This window comes from Peribacillus alkalitolerans, assembly GCF_010882125.1.
Lineage (GTDB): Bacteria > Bacillota > Bacilli > Bacillales > DSM-1321 > Bacillus_BN > Bacillus_BN alkalitolerans.
On sequence record NZ_JAAGVZ010000009.1, the window covers coordinates 46,352 to 67,227 of the forward strand.

The 20,876-nt window shown below is 40.1% G+C and carries 23 protein-coding genes and 1 other annotated feature; of the genes, 20 read left to right on the forward strand and 3 right to left on the reverse strand.

The features are described from left to right. Positions 1–72 precede the first annotated feature (72 nt). Positions 73–155: a sequence feature (ribosomal protein L21 leader region), on the forward strand. Positions 156–168: 13 nt separating this feature from the next. The 7 genes from rplU to pheA all read left to right on the forward strand — a co-directional run bounded on the left by rplU (position 169) and on the right by pheA (position 5,050). Further along, on the forward strand, positions 169–477 hold the full coding sequence (rplU, locus tag G3O09_RS12335) for a 50S ribosomal protein L21 (RefSeq protein ID WP_163101800.1): 309 nt from the start codon (positions 169–171) through the stop codon (positions 475–477). A gap of 12 nt (positions 478–489) precedes the next feature. Beyond that, positions 490–825 (forward strand): ribosomal-processing cysteine protease Prp, encoded by a 336-nt coding sequence (locus G3O09_RS12340; RefSeq protein ID WP_163101801.1) that lies wholly within the window; start codon positions 490–492, stop codon positions 823–825. A 12-nt stretch (positions 826–837) separates the two neighbouring features. Beyond that, positions 838–1,128: a 50S ribosomal protein L27 gene (rpmA, locus tag G3O09_RS12345; protein ID WP_163101802.1), complete on the forward strand. Its 291-nt coding sequence runs from the start codon at positions 838–840 to the stop codon at positions 1,126–1,128. 285 nt (positions 1,129–1,413) lie between these two features. Then, positions 1,414–2,013: a Spo0B C-terminal domain-containing protein gene (locus G3O09_RS12350; protein WP_163101803.1), complete on the forward strand. Its 600-nt coding sequence runs from the start codon at positions 1,414–1,416 to the stop codon at positions 2,011–2,013. After that, entirely contained in the window at positions 2,013–3,305 is a 1,293-nt protein-coding gene (obgE, locus tag G3O09_RS12355; RefSeq protein WP_163101937.1) for a GTPase ObgE, read from the forward strand. The genes G3O09_RS12350 and obgE overlap by 1 nt, the downstream gene beginning before the upstream one ends. A gap of 58 nt (positions 3,306–3,363) precedes the next feature. Continuing rightward, the gene (locus tag G3O09_RS12360; protein ID WP_163101804.1) at positions 3,364–3,813 is read left to right on the forward strand and encodes an ACT domain-containing protein; all 450 of its coding nucleotides are present in this window, start codon (positions 3,364–3,366) and stop codon (positions 3,811–3,813) included. A 382-nt stretch (positions 3,814–4,195) separates the two neighbouring features. Further along, entirely contained in the window at positions 4,196–5,050 is an 855-nt protein-coding gene (gene pheA / locus G3O09_RS12365; RefSeq protein WP_163101805.1) for a prephenate dehydratase, read from the forward strand. A gap of 208 nt (positions 5,051–5,258) precedes the next feature. On the opposite strand, the gene G3O09_RS12370 is transcribed toward pheA, so the two are convergent. Both G3O09_RS12370 and G3O09_RS12375 read right to left on the reverse strand, forming a co-directional pair. After that, positions 5,259–5,798 carry a transcription repressor NadR gene (locus G3O09_RS12370; protein WP_163101806.1) on the reverse strand — a complete coding sequence of 180 codons (540 nt, stop codon included), beginning with the start codon at positions 5,796–5,798 and terminating at the stop codon, positions 5,259–5,261. A 29-nt stretch (positions 5,799–5,827) separates the two neighbouring features. Next, positions 5,828–6,976 carry a cysteine desulfurase family protein gene (locus tag G3O09_RS12375; RefSeq protein ID WP_163101807.1) on the reverse strand — a complete coding sequence of 383 codons (1,149 nt, stop codon included), beginning with the start codon at positions 6,974–6,976 and terminating at the stop codon, positions 5,828–5,830. A gap of 115 nt (positions 6,977–7,091) precedes the next feature. Between G3O09_RS12375 and nadB the strand changes: the two genes are divergently transcribed. The 13 genes from nadB to yajC all read left to right on the forward strand — a co-directional run bounded on the left by nadB (position 7,092) and on the right by yajC (position 20,238). Beyond that, positions 7,092–8,705 carry an L-aspartate oxidase gene (gene nadB / locus G3O09_RS12380; protein WP_163101808.1) on the forward strand — a complete coding sequence of 538 codons (1,614 nt, stop codon included), beginning with the start codon at positions 7,092–7,094 and terminating at the stop codon, positions 8,703–8,705. Beyond that, complete coding sequence (gene nadC, locus G3O09_RS12385) at positions 8,659–9,510, forward strand: carboxylating nicotinate-nucleotide diphosphorylase (protein WP_163101809.1); 852 nt, start codon at positions 8,659–8,661, stop codon at positions 9,508–9,510. Before nadB ends, nadC begins: the two co-directional genes overlap by 47 nt. 13 nt (positions 9,511–9,523) lie before the next feature. Further along, a complete protein-coding gene (nadA, locus tag G3O09_RS12390; protein WP_163101810.1) occupies positions 9,524–10,627 on the forward strand; it encodes a quinolinate synthase NadA in 1,104 nt (367 codons plus the stop codon). A 390-nt stretch (positions 10,628–11,017) separates the two neighbouring features. After that, positions 11,018–13,174 carry a SafA/ExsA family spore coat assembly protein gene (gene safA, locus G3O09_RS12395; protein WP_163101811.1) on the forward strand — a complete coding sequence of 719 codons (2,157 nt, stop codon included), beginning with the start codon at positions 11,018–11,020 and terminating at the stop codon, positions 13,172–13,174. After that, the gene (locus G3O09_RS12400) at positions 13,149–14,132 is read left to right on the forward strand and encodes a phosphotransferase (protein WP_163101812.1); all 984 of its coding nucleotides are present in this window, start codon (positions 13,149–13,151) and stop codon (positions 14,130–14,132) included. The genes safA and G3O09_RS12400 overlap by 26 nt, the downstream gene beginning before the upstream one ends. A 141-nt stretch (positions 14,133–14,273) precedes the next feature. Next, positions 14,274–14,987 (forward strand): YhcN/YlaJ family sporulation lipoprotein, encoded by a 714-nt coding sequence (locus tag G3O09_RS12405; RefSeq protein WP_163101813.1) that lies wholly within the window; start codon positions 14,274–14,276, stop codon positions 14,985–14,987. Between the two features lie 176 nt (positions 14,988–15,163). Then, positions 15,164–15,745: an intercompartmental signaling factor BofC gene (locus G3O09_RS12410; protein WP_240338420.1), complete on the forward strand. Its 582-nt coding sequence runs from the start codon at positions 15,164–15,166 to the stop codon at positions 15,743–15,745. A gap of 111 nt (positions 15,746–15,856) precedes the next feature. Continuing rightward, positions 15,857–16,462, forward strand: coding sequence for a Holliday junction branch migration protein RuvA (gene ruvA, locus G3O09_RS12415; protein ID WP_163101814.1), 606 nt, complete (start codon positions 15,857–15,859; stop codon positions 16,460–16,462). A gap of 22 nt (positions 16,463–16,484) precedes the next feature. Beyond that, positions 16,485–17,486: a Holliday junction branch migration DNA helicase RuvB gene (ruvB, locus tag G3O09_RS12420; RefSeq protein ID WP_163101815.1), complete on the forward strand. Its 1,002-nt coding sequence runs from the start codon at positions 16,485–16,487 to the stop codon at positions 17,484–17,486. Then, entirely contained in the window at positions 17,483–17,689 is a 207-nt protein-coding gene (locus G3O09_RS12425; RefSeq protein WP_163101816.1) for a DUF2905 domain-containing protein, read from the forward strand. The genes ruvB and G3O09_RS12425 overlap by 4 nt, the downstream gene beginning before the upstream one ends. A gap of 31 nt (positions 17,690–17,720) precedes the next feature. Then, complete coding sequence (gene queA / locus G3O09_RS12430; protein ID WP_163101817.1) at positions 17,721–18,749, forward strand: tRNA preQ1(34) S-adenosylmethionine ribosyltransferase-isomerase QueA; 1,029 nt, start codon at positions 17,721–17,723, stop codon at positions 18,747–18,749. Positions 18,750–18,791: 42 nt separating this feature from the next. After that, the gene (gene tgt, locus G3O09_RS12435; protein WP_163101818.1) at positions 18,792–19,931 is read left to right on the forward strand and encodes a tRNA guanosine(34) transglycosylase Tgt; all 1,140 of its coding nucleotides are present in this window, start codon (positions 18,792–18,794) and stop codon (positions 19,929–19,931) included. A gap of 31 nt (positions 19,932–19,962) precedes the next feature. Further along, positions 19,963–20,238: a preprotein translocase subunit YajC gene (gene yajC / locus G3O09_RS12440; RefSeq protein WP_163101819.1), complete on the forward strand. Its 276-nt coding sequence runs from the start codon at positions 19,963–19,965 to the stop codon at positions 20,236–20,238. Positions 20,239–20,384: 146 nt separating this feature from the next. Here yajC and G3O09_RS12445 read toward each other — a convergent pair whose 3' ends face one another. Further along, entirely contained in the window at positions 20,385–20,765 is a 381-nt protein-coding gene (locus G3O09_RS12445) for a TIGR04086 family membrane protein (RefSeq protein ID WP_163101820.1), read from the reverse strand. Positions 20,766–20,876 lie beyond the last annotated feature (111 nt).

Genomic DNA, 20,876 nt, shown 5'->3' on the forward strand with positions numbered 1-20,876 from the left:
TTCAGCTTCCACATTTCTAGTTGACACTCGAATGAGTTCATGTTAGGATTTTAATGTTATGTTTGTAGCGCACCCGTGCTACAACCGCACAGATCAGGTATTTAAGCTTTTGCTTTTTCGCAAAGCGCCTGTGATTGGCGAGTCTTAGACATTAGAGGAGGTGCAAGTATGTACGCAATTATCGAAACTGGCGGAAAGCAAATCAGAGTAACTGAAGGCGATGTAATCTACGTTGAAAAATTAGAAGTGGAAGCAGGCGAAACAGTTACATTTGACAAAGTTTTATTCGTTGGAGGCGACAACGTTAAAGTTGGTAGCCCACTAGTGGACGGTGTATCTGTTACTGGTACTGTTGAGAAGCATGGTCGTCAAAAGAAGATCATCGTTTTCAAATACAAAGCGAAGAAAAACAACCGTAAAAAGCAAGGTCATCGTCAACCTTACACTAAAGTTGTTATCGGCAAGATCAACGCTTAAGGGTATGATTGAATGATTACTATCAAAATGGATTATCGCCCTGATGGAAGGATTTCGTCCTTCACATTAAGCGGACATGCCAATTTTGCGAAACATGGGCAGGATATTGTTTGTGCTGGTGTATCAGCAGTATCCTTTGGAGCTGTAAATAGTATTTTCGCACTTACCGATGTTCAGCCGAAGATCGATCAAGGCGGAGATGGTGGTTATCTTCATTGTGAAATTCCTGAGGATCTTCCAAAGGATTCACAAGAAAGAGTTCAGCTCATATTGGAATCGATGCTCGTTTCCCTTCAAACAATTGAACGTGATTATGGAAAATACATGAAAATTACCCTCAGCAAATAGGAGGTGGAACATATGTTAAGATTAGATCTTCAGTTCTTCGCTTCCAAAAAGGGAGTAGGTTCTACAAAGAACGGACGTGACTCCATGGCTAAGCGCTTAGGTGCTAAAGCAGGAGATGGACAGTTCGTATCAGGCGGCTCAATCCTTTACCGTCAACGCGGTACAAAGATTTATCCGGGTGAAAACGTAGGCCGTGGCGGAGATGATACTTTATTTGCTAAAGTTGATGGCGTTGTTCGTTTCGAACGTTTCGGCCGTGACCGCAAAAAAGTTAGCGTATATCCAGCTGCACAAGAAGCTTAATGTTGCAACTTAGAAAACTCTAACCGTTTGGTTAGAGTTTTCTTATTATATAATATAGAAAATGAGGAACTATCGAAACCCTTCTTTAATTAGATGGAACTTATTCTTATAGGTAAATCGTTCATTTTATACTTAAACTGTATTAGTAACGTTTGTTGCTTTTTAGTGTGAATTTACTTTTACTATCTGAGTTGATTGTAGCGGAAAGCAACGGATAAACTAAAAAACAATAATCTAAGAGTAAAGAGACTATACTTATACTATATATTTCTTGGGAGTTTTTTAATGGAAAAAAAACAGTGGACAACAATTGATCTGTTGCGCTATTCCCGTCATGATTGGCTTAATAAAATGCAGTTGATCAAAGGAAACCTTGATTTGAATAAACCGGATCGGGCAAGGCTTATCATGGAAGAAATCATCCTAGAGGCCAATAATGAAGCACGTCTATCCAGTTTGGACATGCCGAATATGGCAGAATTGCTACTGACGGCTAATTGGATGGAATATTCTTATTCAGTGGAATTTGAAGTTATTGGGATTGATCATGGCTGTCAATCGGCTGACGAAAACATTTCAAGATGGACAAGCAGGTTCCTCAACAAATTATCGACCTCACTTAGCCTACTCCATGAAAACACATTGAAAATTACCATTATGCAAATAGAAGGAAAAATCCGTTTTTCCTTTGACATACAGGGAAAGATAGAAAAGAATAATGAATTACTGTTGCATTTGAACCAAGACCAACATGAAAATCTAGAAATAGAGATAGAAGAAACCAATGAAACAGAGTTGGTATTCCATGTCTGGGCTGAAGGCAAAAACAATGATAAAGTCGAAAACACAGCACAAGATGAAAGCAAGGACGTGAGTAAATTATGATGTTTGTCGATCAGGTAAAGATATATGTTAAAGGCGGAGATGGTGGAAACGGAATGGTTGCCTTCCGCAGAGAAAAGTATGTTCCAAACGGTGGACCCGCTGGCGGAGACGGTGGAAAAGGTGCTAACGTCATTTTTGAAGTGGAAGAAGGACTTCGTACATTAATCGATTTCCGTTATCAAAGACATTTCAAGGCACCTAGAGGTGAACATGGTATGTCCAAAGGACAACACGGAAAGAACTCTCAGGACATGATCGTAAAGGTTCCACCAGGTACTGTCGTGAAGGATGAGGACACGAACGAAATTATCGCTGACCTAGTCGTTCATGGGCAACGTGCAGTCATCGCAAGAGGAGGGCGAGGTGGTAGAGGAAATAGCCGTTTTGCTACACCTTCGAATCCAGCTCCAGAGATTGCCGAGAACGGAGAGCCAGGGCAAGAAAGATACATCATCCTTGAATTGAAGGTATTGGCTGATGTAGGATTAGTAGGTTTCCCAAGCGTAGGGAAATCCACACTACTATCAATTGTTTCTGCTGCCAAGCCAAAGATTGCAGAATACCATTTTACTACAATTGTACCAAACTTAGGTGTAGTTGAGACAGAAGATAGCAGAAGCTTTGTTATGGCTGACTTACCAGGTTTGATTGAGGGTGCTCACCAAGGTGTTGGGCTAGGACATCAATTCCTTCGTCATATCGAAAGAACACGTGTCATCGTCCATGTCATTGATATGTCTGGATTGGAAGGCAGAGATCCGTATGATGATTACCTCACGATCAATAAAGAGTTAAAAGAGTATAATCTGCGTTTAACTGAAAGACCACAGATTATCGCTGCTAACAAAATGGACATGCCAGATTCAGAGGAAAATTTGAAAGCGTTCCAGGAAAAGCTAGGAGCAGATGTAAAGGTCTTCCCGATTTCTTCTTTAACTAGAGAAGGGGTACGTGACATGTTATTTGCAGTAGCTGATACATTAGAAGATACACCAACATTCCCTCTTGAACATGAAGTTGAAGAAACAGCTGGAGTTCACCATGTAATGTACAAACATGAGACGGCTCCTGAAGAATACTTCATCTCTCGTGAACCGGATGGAACATTCGTTGTGACAGGTGAAAAAATTGAAAAACTATTTAAGATGACTGATTTCAGTCGTGATGAGTCAATCAAGCGTTTCGCCCGCCAGCTTCGTTCATTCGGTGTGGATGATGCACTTCGTGAAAGAGGAGCACAAAACGGTGACACGGTAAGGCTTCTTGATTACGAATTTGAGTTTGTAGAATAATCTTTTATAAAGAATTCTTTTCTTTTGGTAAATAAAGACTCATTGAGGTGAGTTCAATTTGAAAAAAACAGATAAAAAGTTTTACCTTGTTCGAGAGGATGTATTGCCAGAAGCCATGCAAAAAACCTTGGAAGCGAAGGCAATGATTGAAAGAGGTAAAGCGGAATCCGTTTGGGAAGCTGTTCAGAAGGTTGATTTAAGTAGGAGTGCTTTTTATAAGTACCGTGATACGGTGTTTCCTTTCCATACCATTGTAAAGGAAAAAATCATCACTCTATTTTTCCATCTAGAAGATCGGTCAGGGACTTTGTCAGAGCTGCTATCCATTGTGGCAAAGACAGGTTGTAATATCCTTACCATCCATCAAACAATTCCGCTTCAAGGAAGGGCAAACGTGACCCTTTCCTTAAATGTGAGCGAAATGAAAACGGATATGGATTCACTGCTCTCAAGCCTCAGGAAGCTCGAATTTGTAGATAAAGTGGAAGTGCTTAGTTCGGGTGCATAGTAATAGAAGTAAGGCCTGGTGAACAACTTGTTTACCAGGCCTTTTTAGGCTGTTTTCGAAAAGTTTGCTGCTTTTAAAAAGGTAATTTTACTTTAACATTCTGAGTTGATTGTAGCGGAGGGCACTTGACTCCTCGAAAATGCATTCGCATTTCTTTCGTGTGGTGTTTATTCGAGGAGGCCCCCATCCCTCCCAGCGGAAAGCAAGTATCTCTCGTTTCAAACAACAGACAAACGATATAGTCATTAATAACAATCTGTGAAAAGAGCCTTAATGGAAAAGGGCACATGGAGAAAAATTAGATATTGATAATAGTCAGAAAATAGTCTAAGATTAACAGTAATTTTTTACGAACAGTTAATTGGAAGAGGAGACAGCGACGTTGAAAAAAATTGCATTTCTAGGCCCTACTGCCACGTTTACAGATTTAGCGGTTACAACAGTATTTCCAGAATGGCATAAACAACCTATGCTTACTATCCCGGAGTGTCTTGATGCGGTGTATAACGATGAATCGGACTATGCTGTAGTCCCTCTTGAGAACGCTATAGAAGGGTCCGTGAATATAACACTGGATTATTTAATCCATGAAATCCAACTTCCTATTATAGGAGAAATCATTGCGCCTATCCGTCAGCATTTAATGGTACATCCTAAACATGTTAACAGATGGAGAGAAGTAAAAGGAATTTATTCACATTCCCACGCCCTTGCTCAATGCCATAAATTCCTACATAGAGAATTTAAAGGAATACCTTGTGAAAATGTAACCTCCACTGCCGCTGCCGCTAAAATGATTAAAGAAACAAGTGATCAAGTGTTAGCTGCCATTGCGAATGAATTAGCTGCAAAGGAATATGGACTAGACATTGTAAAGGATAATATCCACGATTATGATCACAACCATACTCGCTTTATAGTCGTTGGGAAGGAAAATCTCCAGTTTCCGAAAAACGATTCAGTATTTAGAGGAATGAAAACATCTTTAATGATTGTCTTACCTGATGATCACGCTGGGGCGCTTCATCAAGTTCTTTCGGCCTTTTCATGGAGAAAACTGAACCTATCCAAGATTGAATCTCGTCCAATGAAAACGGGTTTGGGTAATTATTTTTTTATAGTGGATTTAGAACAAGAAATGGATGATGTATTGATACCTGGAGCCATTCAGGAACTTGAAGCTTTAGGAAGTAAGGTAAGCCTACTTGGAAGTTACCCAAGTTATTCTTTTAATTAAGCTTTGTTAAAGCTAGTTGTTGATTTATCTACTTAGTTGATTGTAGTGGAAGGCGCTCGACTCCTGCGGGAGCAGCGGGACAGGTGAGACCCCACAGATGCTGCCCCGCCCCGCGGAAAGCGAGTGCCTGGAACGGAAATCAACAGCCCGTTTAACAGAGCCTTTAATAAAAAAAGGCTGACTCTTAATAAAGTCAGCCAGACACACTTTAGTTTTCCATTAATAAATTTGCTTGGCGTAGAACTTCCTCTGCTTCAGTCAATAACTTTTCATTGGAAGCGGATAAAGTGTGTAAGTGGACACCATTCGTAAGTTCAGACAGGTATGTTGCATTGGTGCTATTCACTTTCTCCATGAAATTTTTCACTTCTTTTCGGTTGCTGACCATGATGGATGCGGTTAAATCACCATAAACGGGATGTTCGATTTTTACATCTTTAACAGTAATGCCCAGGTCGACAAGTAAATTCAGTTCTTCCTCCGCCTGTTCTGGTTTATGGATGCATGCCACAATTTTTTCATGGATTTCTCGGTTTTCCATTGGTTGAATATAAATGTAACCTTGGCTAGTAGCTAGAATAGGTTCATTTCGTGCCTTAAGGAGGGTTATGTCACCGACGATGACTTGTCTGCTAACGTTTGTCCTCTTGGCCAATTCGCTACCAGTTAAAGGCTGCCCGCTTTCTTTTAATAATTCAAGCAGGACCTCCCTTCTCTCATCACCTAATAATTTGATTTTGTCAGTCATATTGTAGAGATTCCTCCTCGTATCTTGCTTTATTCATAATAAACCGTTTGAATTGGTTTCACGCACTTTGTTATGGCGATAATGAGTTTTCTTACATCGTCTTCGTTCGTATCTTCGCCGAATGAAATCCTCACAAACCCCTTGGCTTCATTCTCTGAAAGGTTTATCGCAACCATTGTTTTCGATGGTGATTGCATTCCCACTTGACAGGCACTTCCAGTTGAAACAGCAAAGCCAGCACGATTTAATTCCATCATAACAAATTGTCCCTGCATACCGGAAAAAATTAATCCAACAATTCCAGGTAGTTGATGCTTACTGGATAAAGCTTTGATTTCTTGAAAGTTTACACCATCATTACTTAACCCTTCCAATAATAAATTGCGTAAAGTCCAAGCACTACTATGGATTTCTTTAACCTTTAGTAAACGTTCTGCAGCAGCAGCAAACGCTACCACACCAGGAACATTGACTGTGCCTGAACGGAATCCAAATTCGTGATTGACCCCATGCAAAGGTGGTTGTAGCAAATGGATTTTTGGAAAAATAATCGCTCCAACCCCCATTGGACCATAAATTTTATGGCTTGAAATAGAAAAACTATCCGCACATTTCGATATTTTCGCTAGTGAAAGCTTGCCAAATGATTGTACGCAATCCACATGAAGATAAGCATTGTGACCCTGTAAGATACTATGGATGGCTTCGATAGGTTGAATAACCCCTATTTCAGGATTTACATGCTGCACAATGACTAATGCTGTTTCTTCCCGTATTAAATCATTTAATGCATCCAAATCAATGATCCCATCTTTGAGATGAGGAACGTATTCGATTTCAAAACCACGACATTCAAGACTATTAATAAATTGAGTGATCGAGGAATGCTCAGTTTTTGATAATAAAATATGGTTTTGATTTTTTGGAGTATTTGAAAGTAATGTTTCTAGTGCCAATCGATTGCTTTCTGTTCCTCCACTAGTGAAGATAATCTTTTCGGAAGGAAGCAAAAAATGAGATGCAATCGATTTCCTTGCATGGTCTATTAGTTGTTTAGCTTCTCCCCCAGCATCATGAAGACTACTTGGGTTCCCGTAGTAATTTTTGGAAACTTTTAAATACGTATCAAGCACAGTTGGGTGGATTGGCGTAGTAGCAGCGTAATCGAAATAAATCATGATATCACATCCATTTGTAAGGATAAAAAAATAGCAAAGTAAAAAACTCTTGTCAATAGTTTAATAATGTGTAAATATAAGTGTCAAGACACCTGTAACAACAGGAGGAAGACCAATGTTTACCAATGACATTATTATAATAGGTAGTGGAATTGCTGCGCTACAAACAGCAATAGAATCAAGCAAGTCAAAGAATGTGAGAATCATCACAAAGACAAAGTTAAAGGATAGTAATTCTTATCTGGCACAGGGTGGTGTCGCAGCTGCCTTTTCGGAACATGACTCACCTGCACTTCATGGAAAAGATACAGTTGATGCTGGCAGAAACTACAATGATCAAGCGGCAGTAAACAGGCTTGTTGAAAAGGGACCATCTGCTATTCGTCAACTGATTGAAGATGGCATGTGTTTTGATAAGGATGAAATCGGAAACATCTCTTTAGGAATGGAAGGTGCCCATAGTGTAAGAAGGATTCTCCATTTTAATGGGGATGCGACTGGCAAGGGCATCATCAACCATTTATTAGATAAATTGTTTCGAACTAATATTATCATTTCAGAATGTGAAACGGCTATAGAATTATTAGTCAATAAAGAAGGACATTGCGTAGGAGTGATGACGGTTGATGAGGAAGGACGTTACCATCGATATTTTGCTCCTCATGTCGTAATCGCCACTGGTGGATGTGGTGCCCTATATGAATATACCTCTAACTCTCCGAATGCAACAGGAGATGGGATTGCTTTAGCGATTCGTGCAGGGGCAGTGGTCAGAGATATGGAATTCATCCAGTTCCACCCTACCCTGTTATACAGTCATGGAAGCGCATCAGGACTTATCTCAGAGGCGGTCCGAGGCGAAGGTGCCATTTTAGTAAATGAATATGGAATGAAAATCATGGAAGGGCAACATGTCTTGAAAGACTTGGCCCCTCGCCATGTTGTATCGCAAACCATTTTTTCACATTTAGAAACAGGCGATCGTGTTTATTTAGATATATCCATGATCCAAGATTTTGAGATCCGATTCCCGTCCATAGCAAATTATTGTATGAATAACGGAATTGACTTAACTAAAGGAAGAATCCCGGTCGCTCCGGGAAGTCATTTTCTAATGGGAGGTATCGCAATTGATGCGATTGGTCAAACCTCCATACCAGGACTGTATGCGGTAGGTGAGGCGTCCTGTTCAGGGTTGCACGGCGCCAATCGTCTAGCAAGTAATTCATTATTAGAAGGATTGGTTTATGGCAAAGAATTGGGAAAATATTTGAGTTCTCAAACTCTCACATTGCAATCAACAGATTACGAATACGAGGATGAAAGAGAGAATCCACCATTACAATTGCCAAACGAATCGGAAATCAAAAAAATGATGATGTGTTATGTGGGGATTGTTAGGGATGAAAAAGGGTTAAGAACAATTAAAGAATGGTTAGAAAGCTATGACTTAGCATCAATTCTATACATCAGTCTACAAGGACAAACTCTAGAAAAATGTAAAGTAATCATGATGTTAATCAATGCTTGGATCATTACGGAATCCGCTCTTCTTCGAACTGAAAGTAGAGGAGGACATTTTAGAAGTGATTTTCCATTCGAAAACGATTATAAATGGAGAAATCGTACCAATTGGTTTACAAGAAATCATTTAATTTCAACTAAAAAGGGGACTGCTTTGTATGAACAAGCTGAAGCTAAAACAAATGCTGGAAGCTTTTTTTATTGAAGATATTGGGGAAAGCGACATTACAAGTGAATCATTATTTGAAAAACATAATCTTGGAAAACTACAGTTTCTTGCAAAAGAGAACGGAGTCTTTTGTGGAAAGTTGGTCATAGAAGTTGGCTTTTCCATGTTGGATTCAAATATTAATATCGATGTGCTTGTGAATGATGGTGAAATGATTGAAAAAGGTCAGTTGTTAGCAGTGATGGAAGGAAGAATGAGCGATTTGTTGACTGGTGAACGCGTCGTGTTGAACCTCGTTCAAAGGATGAGTGGCATTGCTACAGCTGCTAAAAAGGCATCGTCTATATTGGAAGGGACAGAAACAAGGGCTTGTGATACAAGGAAAACAACTCCAGGGTTACGCATGCTAGAAAAATATGCAGTTAGAACAGGTGGGGCATTCAATCACCGGATTGGACTTTATGATGCGGTCATGATCAAGGATAATCATATAGATTTCGCAGGGGGAATAGCCAATGCTGTTTCCTTAGTCAAAAGTAAGATTGGACACACGGTAAAAGTTGAAGTGGAAACTGAAACGAGGGAACAAGTATTGGAAGCTGTTGAAGCAGGTGCTGACATTATCATGTTTGACAATCGAAGTCCTGTAGAAATCAAAGAATTACTAAAGCTTGTACCATCCCATATCATTACAGAAGCATCTGGTGGGATCAATTTAACAAATTTAGCTTCGTACCGTGATTGCGGTGTCGATTATATATCCCTTGGTAGTTTGACGCACTCTGTGAAATCACTCGATATTAGCGCCAAAGTATTCAATCAAGAAACGGTAAAACTGTAAGGGGGAAATACACATGAGCATTCTTGAACAAGTATTAGGCACTGCGATGCTGCCTGAAAAATATAAAGCAATGACCGATGAAGAAATGCACTTGAAAATATCTGAGATAAAACAAAGACTGGGAAAATCATTGTTTATCCCAGGGCATCATTATCAACGGGAAGAAGTGGTCATCCATTCTGATTCTACAGGAGATTCCCTTCAGCTGGCTCAAGTTTCAGCAGATAATAAAGAAGCAAAATATATCGTATTTTGTGGAGTTCATTTTATGGCGGAGACTGCAGATATCCTGACAAACGATGATCAACTCGTTATATTACCTGACATGAGAGCGGGTTGTTCTATGGCTGACATGGCGGATATTCATCAAACTGAATCCGCCTGGGAGAAATTGTCGATGTTGTTTGGAGATACTATCATTCCGTTGACGTATGTAAACTCCACTGCGGCAATTAAAGCTTTTGTCGGGAGGAATGGTGGAGCAACTGTGACATCTTCAAATGCTAAGGAGATGGTGAGCTGGGCATTTACAGAGAAAGAGAGAATACTGTTCCTTCCCGACCAGCATTTAGGCAGAAACACTGCTTATGATCTAGGAGTACCACTAGATCAAATGGCCGTTTGGGATCCAATCAATGAAGTATTAGATTATCAAGGTGATTTACAAAATATCAAGGTCATCCTTTGGAAAGGCCATTGTTCGGTTCATGAAAATTTCACAGTCAAAAATATCGAGTATGTCCGTGAACACTATCCGGAAATGAATATACTAGTTCACCCTGAATGTAGCAGGGAGGTAGTGGAAAAGTCAGATTATGATGGTTCGACTGCTTACATTATCAAGATGATTGAGCAAGCCGAACCTGGATCCCAATGGGCTATCGGAACGGAAATGAACCTTGTAAAACGATTGATGGACCGACATCCTGATAAGAAAATTATTTCTTTGAATCCATACATGTGTCCGTGCCTGACTATGAATCGGATTGATCTTCCACACCTATTATGGTCATTGGAAAGTATCGAAGCTGGTGAACCCATCAATATCATCCAAGTCGATCAAGAAGTGGCCCAATACGCAATACTAGCACTGGAAAGAATGTTGCAAAGAGCATAATATATCTGAAACAAACCTATTTGGAAAAAAATAGGTTTGTTTTTTTGCTTTAAAGATTAGCTGCAAAGATAAAAAACGACATAGTTGCCAAAGTTAGGAATAAAGTATTAGTGCAACCACGGCTCTTTCTTCGCCTTAAGGTTCTCCAATTGGAGGGTTTTCTAAGGTAGGGATAGACCCTTTTTTCAAGCATGTCCTTACATCCAGTTCCCTTGTCATAAATGGATTCAATGCAAAAAGCAGAGGGGTCAGAACCCATTTCTCAATAAAAAGAATTATGGGGGGACATCATATTTTGATTGAATGGTGCATAAGTTTTGATGAAAAATGTTAGCACTTTGCCCAACGCTTCATAGTATATAAGGACATATGCATAGGAGGGAAATCAGAGTGAAAATTCATATCGTCCAAAAAGGGGATACCCTGTGGAAATTAGCCAAACATTATGGCGTGAATTTTGAAGAATTAAAGAAACTAAATTCACAACTTAGCAATCCAGATATGATAATGCCGGGAATGAAAATCAAAATCCCTAATCCACACGGCTCTACATCAAAAGAAGTGGCTGGTGCCAATTTAGCAAAAATTAAATACGGTGTTAAAAAAGAAGCTCCTATAGCTAAGGAAGCTCCTATCGTAAAAGAAAAACCGATTATGAAAGAAGCTCCTATCATGAAGGAACAACCAATCGTGAAAGAAGCTCCTATCGTGAAGGAACAACCAATCGTGAAAGAAGCTCCTATCGTGAAGGAAAAACCGATTGTGAAAGAAGCTCCTATCATGAAGGAAAAACCGATCATGAAGGAAAAACCGATCATGAAGGAAAAACCGATCATGAAGGAAAAACCGATCATGAAAGAAAAACCAATCATGAAAGAAAAACCGATTGTAAAAGAAGTTCCAATTGTGAAAGAAAAACCGATTATAAAAGAAGTCCCAATCGTGAAGGAGAAACCAATCATCAAGGAAGCTCCTATCATGAAAGCGCCACCTAAACCAATCATGAAAGAAATGCAAAAACCAAAACCCGTCGTGCCTGAGATTGATATTAATAATTACTATTTGGTCAACATGAATAAAATGAAGCCTGCACCTGTAAATGCCCCACCTGTCCTACCAGAAAATATTATGAAACCTGTGAAGGAAGAAGTTGCACCGGCCGTGATGCCACAACAGGAATGTATCCCTATTACACCTCTTATGCCAGGTACAGGTTATTGTCCTCCTTGTCATCCGTGGGCATTTCCAATGGTCCAAGGTGCGATGTACCAACCAATGCCTATGATGGATGAAAGCTCAAGCTGGATGGAGTCTTCTTCATTTATCATGGGGGGAGGTTTCCCTGGTCATCACCATCATTATGGAATGCAACAACCGGCATTCGCTCATCATATGCCACCAATGCCTTATCCAGGGATGAATCAACCACAAGCTTTCCAGCATGGCTACCCGCAAGTACAGGGGATGTCACAATTCGTTCCACATAAATATCAAGTTGAATCATCGAGCTTAGGAGAGTCTTCTTCACATATGGGCCAACACATGATGCCGTTTGGTCACCAAATGCCATTCGGTAATGTTATGCCAATGAATGTGGCAGGTGCACAGTACGAACAAGATGCAGACTGTGGCTGTGATGATGAATCTCCAGAATCTCCGTCCATGATGGCGGGAGCTGGCTTACAGCCGTCTTCAACACAGCAAATCCCAATGCATCAACAGCAAGGTGTTCCGCAACAAATGGGGTACCCACAAACTGGATTTGGTAGCATGCAATCACCAGCAGGAGGTCAAATGCCATTTATGGGAGGTCAGCAGTCCCCAATGGGAGGCCAAATGCCGTTCATGGGCGATCAGCCACCAGCTGGAGATCAAATGCCATTCATGGGAGGTCAGCAGTCCCCAATGGGAGGTCAAATGCCGTTCATGTGCGATCAGCCACCAACAGGAGGTCAAATGCCATTCATGGGAGGTCAGCAGTCCCCAATGGGAGGCCAAATGCCATTCATGGGCGATCAGCCACTAACAGGAGGTCAAATGCCATTCATGGGAGGTCAGCAGTCCCCAATGGGAGGCCAAATGCCGTTCATGGGAGGTCAGCAGTCCCCAATGGGAGGTCAAATGCCATTCATGGGGGGTCAGCAGTCCCCAATGGGAGGTCAAATGCCATTCATGGGAGGCCAACAGTCCCCAATGGGAGGTCAAATGCCATTTATGGGAGGTCAGCAGTCCCCAATGGGAGGCCAAATGCCGTTCATGGGAGGTCAGCAGTCCCCAATGGGAGGCCAAATGCCGTTCATGGGAGGTCAGCAGTCCCCAATGGGAGGCCAAATGCCGTTTATGGGAGGTCAGCCACCAACAGGAGGTCAAATGCCGTTCATGGGAGGTCAGCAGTCCCCAATGGGAGGTCAAATGCCATTCATGGGAGGCCAACAGCCTATGCAAACCTTCCCTGGGATGTTTCCCGGTTCATCTCAAATGCCAGTAAATCCTCAGACATTTGAAATGCCGAGGTTTGCTGATGAAAGCAGCGAGTATGAGCGTTAATCATTTAGAAGGAGACAGTGTATTTTACACTCGTCTCCTTGATTATGTAGAAGAATGTTCATTAATATTGTTCAAATATATTAAATTAAGAAGTAATGTATATGTCATTTATACAAACGAAGGAATCTTTTTATTAAAAGGATTTTCCTCTAAAGAAAAGTTGGAGCTTCAAAAAGCTTTTACAGCTTACCTTTATGAACAGGGCTTTTATGAGACCTATAAATTCCGTGAAGATCATAAGTGTTTTTCATACCGAGGCTTAACCTATACGTTGATTGAATATCTGCCATCTCGTTCAAAAAAATTCTCCTATAAAAAAGAGACAGACAGGGTGGAAGGGTTGAAGCTTCTATCGAAGTTCCATGAAGCTGGAAAAGGATTTAAATCCCCAACAGGAAAGGCCTTGCCGAAACTTCGTCAAAAAGACAAATGGGAAGAACGAATTAAAGTTTTTGAACAATTTATCCCATCGGTTCAAACTTTCGTATCTGATTCAATCATCTCATCATTTATGGAATGGGGAAGGTGGTCATTGGAAGGATTGGGAAAATATAATGAATTTTTGAACAAAGAAGAAAATACGGTGCTACACGGTGATGTTGCCCACCATAATTTTTTACGAAAAAAAAATGGCGCATTATCTATCATCGATTTTGATTTAATATCATCAGGGCCTCCGATATTAGACATCCTCCAATATGCCAATCGAATTCTTCCCTATTTACATGATTTTGAAGCAATATGGGATTATCATGGGATCACCAAATATAAAACTAATCCAGCTTTCTTATATGCTTTGGCATTTCCGGCGGATATATTCAGGGAGTGGAACAGAATTTTTCGAGAAAACCTAGTCAACAATCAGGTTTATGTCCATTCTATTTGGAAATTAACAGTAGAACAATACTCGGAAAGAATGAAGTTTTATTCTTCTTTGTCAAAAATGGTGGGAGGGTGATATGTTCCCTCCAAAATTTAAAAGAAATACCTTTAATGTTTTGTACTTAAAACCCCCATTTCTTTAAACACTACTAAGGAGAAGGTAGGACTGCCCACGCAGTTTGCCAACTCAAGTGTTAGGAAAAAGGGGGTTTTGCTATTGGGCAAGAAGATAATTTTAGTTCCAGTGACGATTCTTATGGTAGCAGGTATTACTGGATGTTCTACGAAAGATCAAGCAAGGAATTCTGTGAACAACATGACAGAAAATGTGGGATATTATACAAACCATAAAGAAGAGAAAGGCAATGCAATATTGCTTGATGAACAGGCTCCGGTCCCACATATCATGAATGACTATAACAATTATTACGATAATCGTGAAAAAGAACGTCTCGAGCATGATGGAAACCCTACCGTCCCCATTGCAGACCGTGATTACGGATGGTTTGCACAAGATGCCGATTACAATCGAGATGATAAGAACTATCATAACCACTTGGTAACAACTCGCCCAGCAAGACCTTCCTACTATACAGCGTATGAAGGAAGATTAGCTGAAAAGCTATCCGAAGCTGCTGAGAAAGATGCCAATGTGAAGGCTGCCCGTGCTGTCATTAACGGGGATAAAGCCATGATCGCTGTGTTGATTTCTGACTTTAATAAATCAAAAGAGACTAAACAGCGTTTAGAGAAACAATTAACACCCCTTGCTAACAATAAAAAAGTTTTTGTCCTTACTGATTCCGGTGTTTATTATTATCTTCAGTCATTAGATAATGGCCTTCGTGATGGCGGTGGAAGTAATATCGATCAAATGAAAGCCGATAATATGCTTCAAGATATATCTAACCATCTCAACCATAGTGAGTAGTTTTTTGGGGGCAGTTCCTGCCTCCTTTTTTCTTTGTTTAAAAATGGATAAAAATAGCATGGTGGGACAGACTAAAAACATAGGACGGAGTCTAAGTAATATTTAGTGGATTTTTCAATTTTATAAAAAATAAAATGAATCAATATTGGAATATTTTTTCACCATGGGGTGAGGTCATGTTAAAGCGTACTTTTACTAAAAGGTATTACATACTGTTTTTACTAGTGTCAATCCTGCTTTTTGCTATGTCAACGCTGGGAGATTCAAGTTTAGCAAAAGAAAATAAGCGAAATCCAATCACAATAAATAAGACTCAATCTCAAGAAGTCATGATACCTTCGAAACCATTAAAAAGAAAAATCATTTTGCAGCGAGAGTATCTGGATGGAGATGTGAGCGAAGAGACCATTATCGTAGAAATCTTGGCAATGGAGGATTTATGGGCTCAATATAGAGATTGGCAGCTTGTAGATCAAAATGAAAACAGGATGATTTTTAAGAAAACAATGGATGACATTTCACCGTTACTAAAAGCAAACGGTTATTTTGGAATAACAGAGGATGGTACCCTCTCCATTTTCAATGGTCGACCAGATAGTGCTGATATTATTCAATCCTTCTTTCAGATAGATGTTGAGAAACTGGAAGGTTTGAAATACGAAGAATTGAAACATGGCATTCGAATCTTGGACAAACATCAATATGTCCAGGTGCTCGAAGCATTCAAGCCTTATTCAGTTTTAGGAATACATGACTAATGATTTTGCCGAGTGGATTTCCATCCTCTCGGTATTTCCTGTTTCACTTCTTTAACTTCTATAGGATTGTATGTTACAATGTTGTACAGCAAACTGTAGGAGAGGGAAAATTTGTTCGATTATATAACTGGTACGGTGGATTATATTAGTCCAGAATACATAGTCGTGGATAATGGGGGGATCGGGTATCTTATTATGACGCCTAATCCTTTTATTTTTTCCACTGGCAAGCAAGAAAAAGTATTTATTCATCATTATGTCCGAGAAGATATAGCAGCATTTTATGGCTTTAGGGGTAGGGAGGAAAAGGCATTATTCCTTAAGCTAATTAATGTGACAGGGATAGGTCCAAAAGGTGCGTTGGCAATATTAGCATCTGGACAAGTGGAACAGGTTGTCCAAGCGATTGAAAATGAGGATGAAAAATTCCTTTTGAAGTTCCCAGGAGTGGGCAAAAAAACGGCCAGACAAATGATATTGGATTTAAAAGGTAAGCTGGAGAATATCGTTCCCGATTATTTCCCAAATCTATTCAATAATAAGCTTGAAACAGTACAAAATTCCACGTTTTCTGATTCATTGGACGAAGCGATGGAAGCGTTAAAGGCCCTTGGCTATTCTGATAAGGAAGTCCAAAGAGCTGCAAAGGACTTACAAAAAGAATCATTAACAACAGAAGAGTATATAAAAAAGGCATTACAATTGATGCTAAAATAATCATGCAAAAGGAGGGAAGAACATGGAAGAGCGTATCGTGAATCAAGAAGCGGATCTCCAGGATGTATCTTTCGAACAAAGCTTAAGGCCGCAAAATCTTCGGCAATACATAGGGCAGGATAAAGTGAAAGAAAACCTTCAAATTTTTATCGAAGCTGCAAAGATGAGGCAAGAAGCCCTTGACCATGTTCTTCTATACGGACCTCCAGGATTAGGCAAAACGACATTGGCAACCATCATTGCCAATGAGATGGGTGTAAACATTCGCACTTCGGCAGGTCCTGCAATTGAAAGACCAGGTGACCTTGCTGCGATTTTAAGCTCCTTAGAACCGGGGGATGTGCTGTTCATTGATGAGATACATAGATTGCCGAGAACGGTAGAAGAAGTCCTCTATCCGGCAATGGAGGATTTCTGTTTGGATATTGTGATTGGGAAGGGGCCCACAGCACGTTCTGTAAGATTGGATCTCCCGCCTTTTACACTGGTTGGTGCAACTACAAGAGCAGGATCTTTGACTGCGCCACTAAGAGATCGTTTCGGAGTTCTAAGTAGATTGGAGTATTATGAAGAACAACAGCTAAAGGATATTCTTCTACGTACGGCTGATATTTTAGAGACTGATCTATCGGAAATAGCTGCAGATGAACTAGCAAAACGTTCTAGGGGGACACCTCGTATTGCGAATCGCTTGCTTCGCAGGGTCCGTGATTTTGCTCAGGTAAAGGGTACTGGGGAAATAACTTTTGAACTTGCACAATATGCACTTGAATTGATGCAAGTGGATAGAAGGGGCTTAGATCATATTGACCACAAGCTCCTACTGAATTTATTGGATCGGTTTAGAGGCGGTCCTGTAGGTTTAGAAACAATTGCGGCAACGATAGGGGAAGAAGCACACACGATTGAAGATGTGTATGAACCGTATTTGTTGCAAATCGGTTTTCTTCAGCGGACACCTAGAGGGAGAATTGCTACGGACCTTGTTTACCACCATTTTGGCAGGGAAGTACCTGTTAAATGAGCGGCATTCCTAAGTTAATGATGATTTTAGGAGCAATTCTATTGATCATGGGTTTTCTTGCCCAGTTTATTAAAATTGGTAAATTGCCAGGAGATATATTAATCAAAAAAGGTAATGCAACATTTTATTTTCCAATCGTAACCTCAATTATTGTAAGTGTGGTACTTTCCTTGATTTTTTATATCATTGGAAAACTAAAATAGGACATAAATTTTGTACAGGATGTGAAAGACAATGAAGGTGGATTTATTTGATTTCCATTTGCCCGAGGAATTGATCGCTCAAACCCCACTTGAGCAAAGGGAAGAAAGCCGCCTCATGGTTTTGGATAAAAAAACCGGTGAGACAAAGCATGATATTTTTAAAAATATCAAAGAGTATTTAAGACCGGGTGATTGCTTAGTCTTGAATGATACTAGAGTATTGCCTGCCCGTCTTTTTGGTATTAAAGAGGATACGGGTGCAAAGGTGGAATTGTTATTGCTCAAGCAGGTAGAGGGCGATACATGGGAAGCCCTTGTGAAACCTGCCAAGCGGGTTAAAGTAGGAACGGTTTTGTCTTTTGGTAATGGTAAATTGACGGCTACTTGCGAAGAGGAACTCGAGCATGGAGGACGAATCATTACGTTCAAGTATGAAGGAATCTTTTATGAAGTGTTGGATGAACTAGGGCATATGCCGCTTCCTCCATATATAAAAGAGCAGCTTGAGGAGAAGGATCGTTATCAAACCGTGTTTGCCAGGGAAAGAGGGTCGGCAGCAGCTCCTACCGCAGGCTTACATTTCACGGAATCATTACTAGAGCAAATAAAGGATATGGGTGTCCATATCGCTTTCATTACACTACATGTAGGATTAGGGACGTTTAGACCGGTTAGTGTAGATGACATTAATGAACATGATATGCATGCGGAGTTTTATCAGATGACTGAAGGAACAGCTCACCTACTGAATGAAGTAAAAAATGATGGCGGTAGGATAATTACTGTGGGTACAACCTCCACAAGGACATTAGAAACAATCGCATCGAAGCACAATGGTAAATTCGTAGCCGAAAATGGATGGACGAGCATTTTTATCTATCCAGGGTATGAATTTAAAGGGATTGATGCGATGATTACTAATTTTCATTTACCGAAGTCAACCTTGATTATGTTGATCAGTGCATTAGCAGGTAGGGAAAACGTTTTACGAGCATATGATGAAGCTGTGAAGGAAAAGTATCGATTCTTTAGCTTTGGTGATGCAATGCTCATCATTTAATTTAAGAGTCATGTTCACTATGACTCGAAGGGAGTAAATAGATTGACAGCGATTCGATATGAATTGATTAAAACATGTAAACAAACAGGTGCCAGACTAGGACGTGTACATACACCACATGGTTCTTTCGAGACACCAGTTTTCATGCCAGTGGGCACTTTGGCTACTGTTAAGACGATGTCACCTGAAGATATTAAGCAAATTGGTGCAGGAATCATTTTAAGCAATACCTACCATTTATGGTTAAGGCCGGGGCATGAAATTATTCAAGAAGCTGGTGGTTTACACAAGTTTATGAATTGGGATCGTGCAATCCTTACTGATTCTGGTGGTTTCCAAGTATTTAGCTTGAGTGAATTCCGTCAAATTGAAGAAGAAGGGGTCCATTTCCGTAACCATCTTAATGGTGATAAACTTTTCCTGTCTCCAGAGAAGGCAATGGAAATTCAGAATGCATTAGGGTCTGATATTATGATGGCATTCGATGAGTGTCCACCATATCCAGCCTCCTTTGAATATATGAAGAGCTCTGTGGAAAGAACGTCTCGTTGGGCTGAACGTTGTTTAAAGGCTCATCAACGTCCGCAGGATCAAGGGTTATTTGGAATTGTTCAAGGTGGAGAATACGAAGAATTAAGAAAGCAAAGTGCAAAGGATTTAGTCTCCCTTGATTTCCCTGGCTATGCGATTGGTGGATTGAGTGTAGGGGAGCCAAAGGATGTTATGAATCGTGCACTTGACTTTACGACTCCATTGCTGCCAACAAATAAGCCAAGATATTTAATGGGAGTAGGCTCTCCAGATTCATTGATTGATGGAGCGATTCGTGGTGTAGATATGTTTGATTGTGTTCTTCCGACCCGTATAGCAAGAAACGGAACTCTGATGACAAGCAACGGCCGCCTTGTAGTAAAAAATGCTAAATTCGCTAGGGATTTTGGTCCTCTAGATGAAAATTGCGATTGCTACACTTGTAAGAATTATTCTAGAGCGTATATAAGACACTTAATTCGATGTGATGAAACATTCGGAATTCGATTAACGACTTATCATAATCTGTATTTTCTGGTAAAATTGATGGAGAATGTGAGACAAGCGATCCGAGAAGATCGACTTGGAGACTTCAGAGAAGAATTTTTTGAGCAATATGGTTTCAACAAACCGAATGCGAAAAATTTCTAAATAATATTCACGTAGAAAGGAGTTGAATTTCATGCCAGAATTATTGGGAACAGTTGGTCCTCTTCTAATTATGTTCGTCCTATTCTATTTCCTTTTGATCCGTCCTCAGCAGAAACGCCAAAAAGCGGTTCAAACGATGCAGAGCGATTTGAAAAAAGGTGATAAAATCGTAACAATCGGAGGCCTTCATGGCTTCGTAGATTCAATCGATGATAACAAAGTTGTCATCAAATGTGGAGATGGTTCACGTCTTACATACGACCGTTCAGCAATCCGTGAAGTAACGGAGAAGGGAACAGGTCTTTAATCTGTAACATACTGATTAATGGCAAAAGCCCGAAGAGATAATCTCTTCGGGTTTTTATTTTTATTTGGTTAAGACTTAGTATTTCAATTTAGGAAGAAAAAAGATGCCTAAAGCGTCACATTCGACATCTTAGACATCTATGCCATTTATTTATTCCCACCACTCAAATTGACTCCTAGGATTCCACCCATCATGCTTGTAGCAATAAAGCAAGCATGATAAATCCATTCCTTAGCTGAAAAAGAGCTATCATGGCCAAGATATTGAAATAGTAAAATGATGGCTGTATAAAGAATCCCTGTGCCGCCACCTAGCATCCACCCTTGCTTTTTACCTTTTCCACCAGAGATGAATCCACCAATAAACAATGACAAAAATGACATTGCCATCATGACATACGTGAGAGAGGATTCAGTCAAAGACGAAAATCTTAATATTAGAGAAAAGATGAAGCTTATTGCTATAGCAAAGATAAAGATAGATCCTACTCCAAACAAAATCGCCGAACCCATTTTTTTTGATTCCATACTCCCTCATACCCTTTCCATTCAAGTTCAAGCAATATAAACGCTTTGTACAAGCATATTCTCACAGTTTTTGATTTAGACTATAGACATTGTAATTTTCACCGGGGAGGG

What these genes read in the sequence shown, in the direction of transcription:
- rplU (WP_163101800.1), top strand. Translation starts at nt 169, where the DNA reads ATGTACGCAATTATCGAAACTGGCGGAAAGCAAATCAGAGTAACTGAA.
- G3O09_RS12340 (WP_163101801.1), top strand. Translation starts at nt 490, where the DNA reads ATGATTACTATCAAAATGGATTATCGCCCTGATGGAAGGATTTCGTCC.
- rpmA (WP_163101802.1), top strand. Translation starts at nt 838, where the DNA reads ATGTTAAGATTAGATCTTCAGTTCTTCGCTTCCAAAAAGGGAGTAGGT.
- G3O09_RS12350 (WP_163101803.1), top strand. Translation starts at nt 1,414, where the DNA reads ATGGAAAAAAAACAGTGGACAACAATTGATCTGTTGCGCTATTCCCGT.
- obgE (WP_163101937.1), top strand. Translation starts at nt 2,013, where the DNA reads ATGTTTGTCGATCAGGTAAAGATATATGTTAAAGGCGGAGATGGTGGA.
- G3O09_RS12370 (WP_163101806.1), bottom strand. Translation starts at nt 5,798, where the DNA reads ATGACTGACAAAATCAAATTATTAGGTGATGAGAGAAGGGAGGTCCTG.
- G3O09_RS12375 (WP_163101807.1), bottom strand. Translation starts at nt 6,976, where the DNA reads ATGATTTATTTCGATTACGCTGCTACTACGCCAATCCACCCAACTGTG.
- nadB (WP_163101808.1), top strand. Translation starts at nt 7,092, where the DNA reads ATGTTTACCAATGACATTATTATAATAGGTAGTGGAATTGCTGCGCTA.
- nadC (WP_163101809.1), top strand. Translation starts at nt 8,659, where the DNA reads ATGAACAAGCTGAAGCTAAAACAAATGCTGGAAGCTTTTTTTATTGAA.
- nadA (WP_163101810.1), top strand. Translation starts at nt 9,524, where the DNA reads ATGAGCATTCTTGAACAAGTATTAGGCACTGCGATGCTGCCTGAAAAA.
- G3O09_RS12400 (WP_163101812.1), top strand. Translation starts at nt 13,149, where the DNA reads ATGAAAGCAGCGAGTATGAGCGTTAATCATTTAGAAGGAGACAGTGTA.
- G3O09_RS12410 (WP_240338420.1), top strand. Translation starts at nt 15,164, where the DNA reads ATGTTAAAGCGTACTTTTACTAAAAGGTATTACATACTGTTTTTACTA.
- ruvB (WP_163101815.1), top strand. Translation starts at nt 16,485, where the DNA reads ATGGAAGAGCGTATCGTGAATCAAGAAGCGGATCTCCAGGATGTATCT.
- G3O09_RS12425 (WP_163101816.1), top strand. Translation starts at nt 17,483, where the DNA reads ATGAGCGGCATTCCTAAGTTAATGATGATTTTAGGAGCAATTCTATTG.
- queA (WP_163101817.1), top strand. Translation starts at nt 17,721, where the DNA reads ATGAAGGTGGATTTATTTGATTTCCATTTGCCCGAGGAATTGATCGCT.
- yajC (WP_163101819.1), top strand. Translation starts at nt 19,963, where the DNA reads ATGCCAGAATTATTGGGAACAGTTGGTCCTCTTCTAATTATGTTCGTC.
- G3O09_RS12445 (WP_163101820.1), bottom strand. Translation starts at nt 20,765, where the DNA reads ATGGAATCAAAAAAAATGGGTTCGGCGATTTTGTTTGGAGTAGGATCT.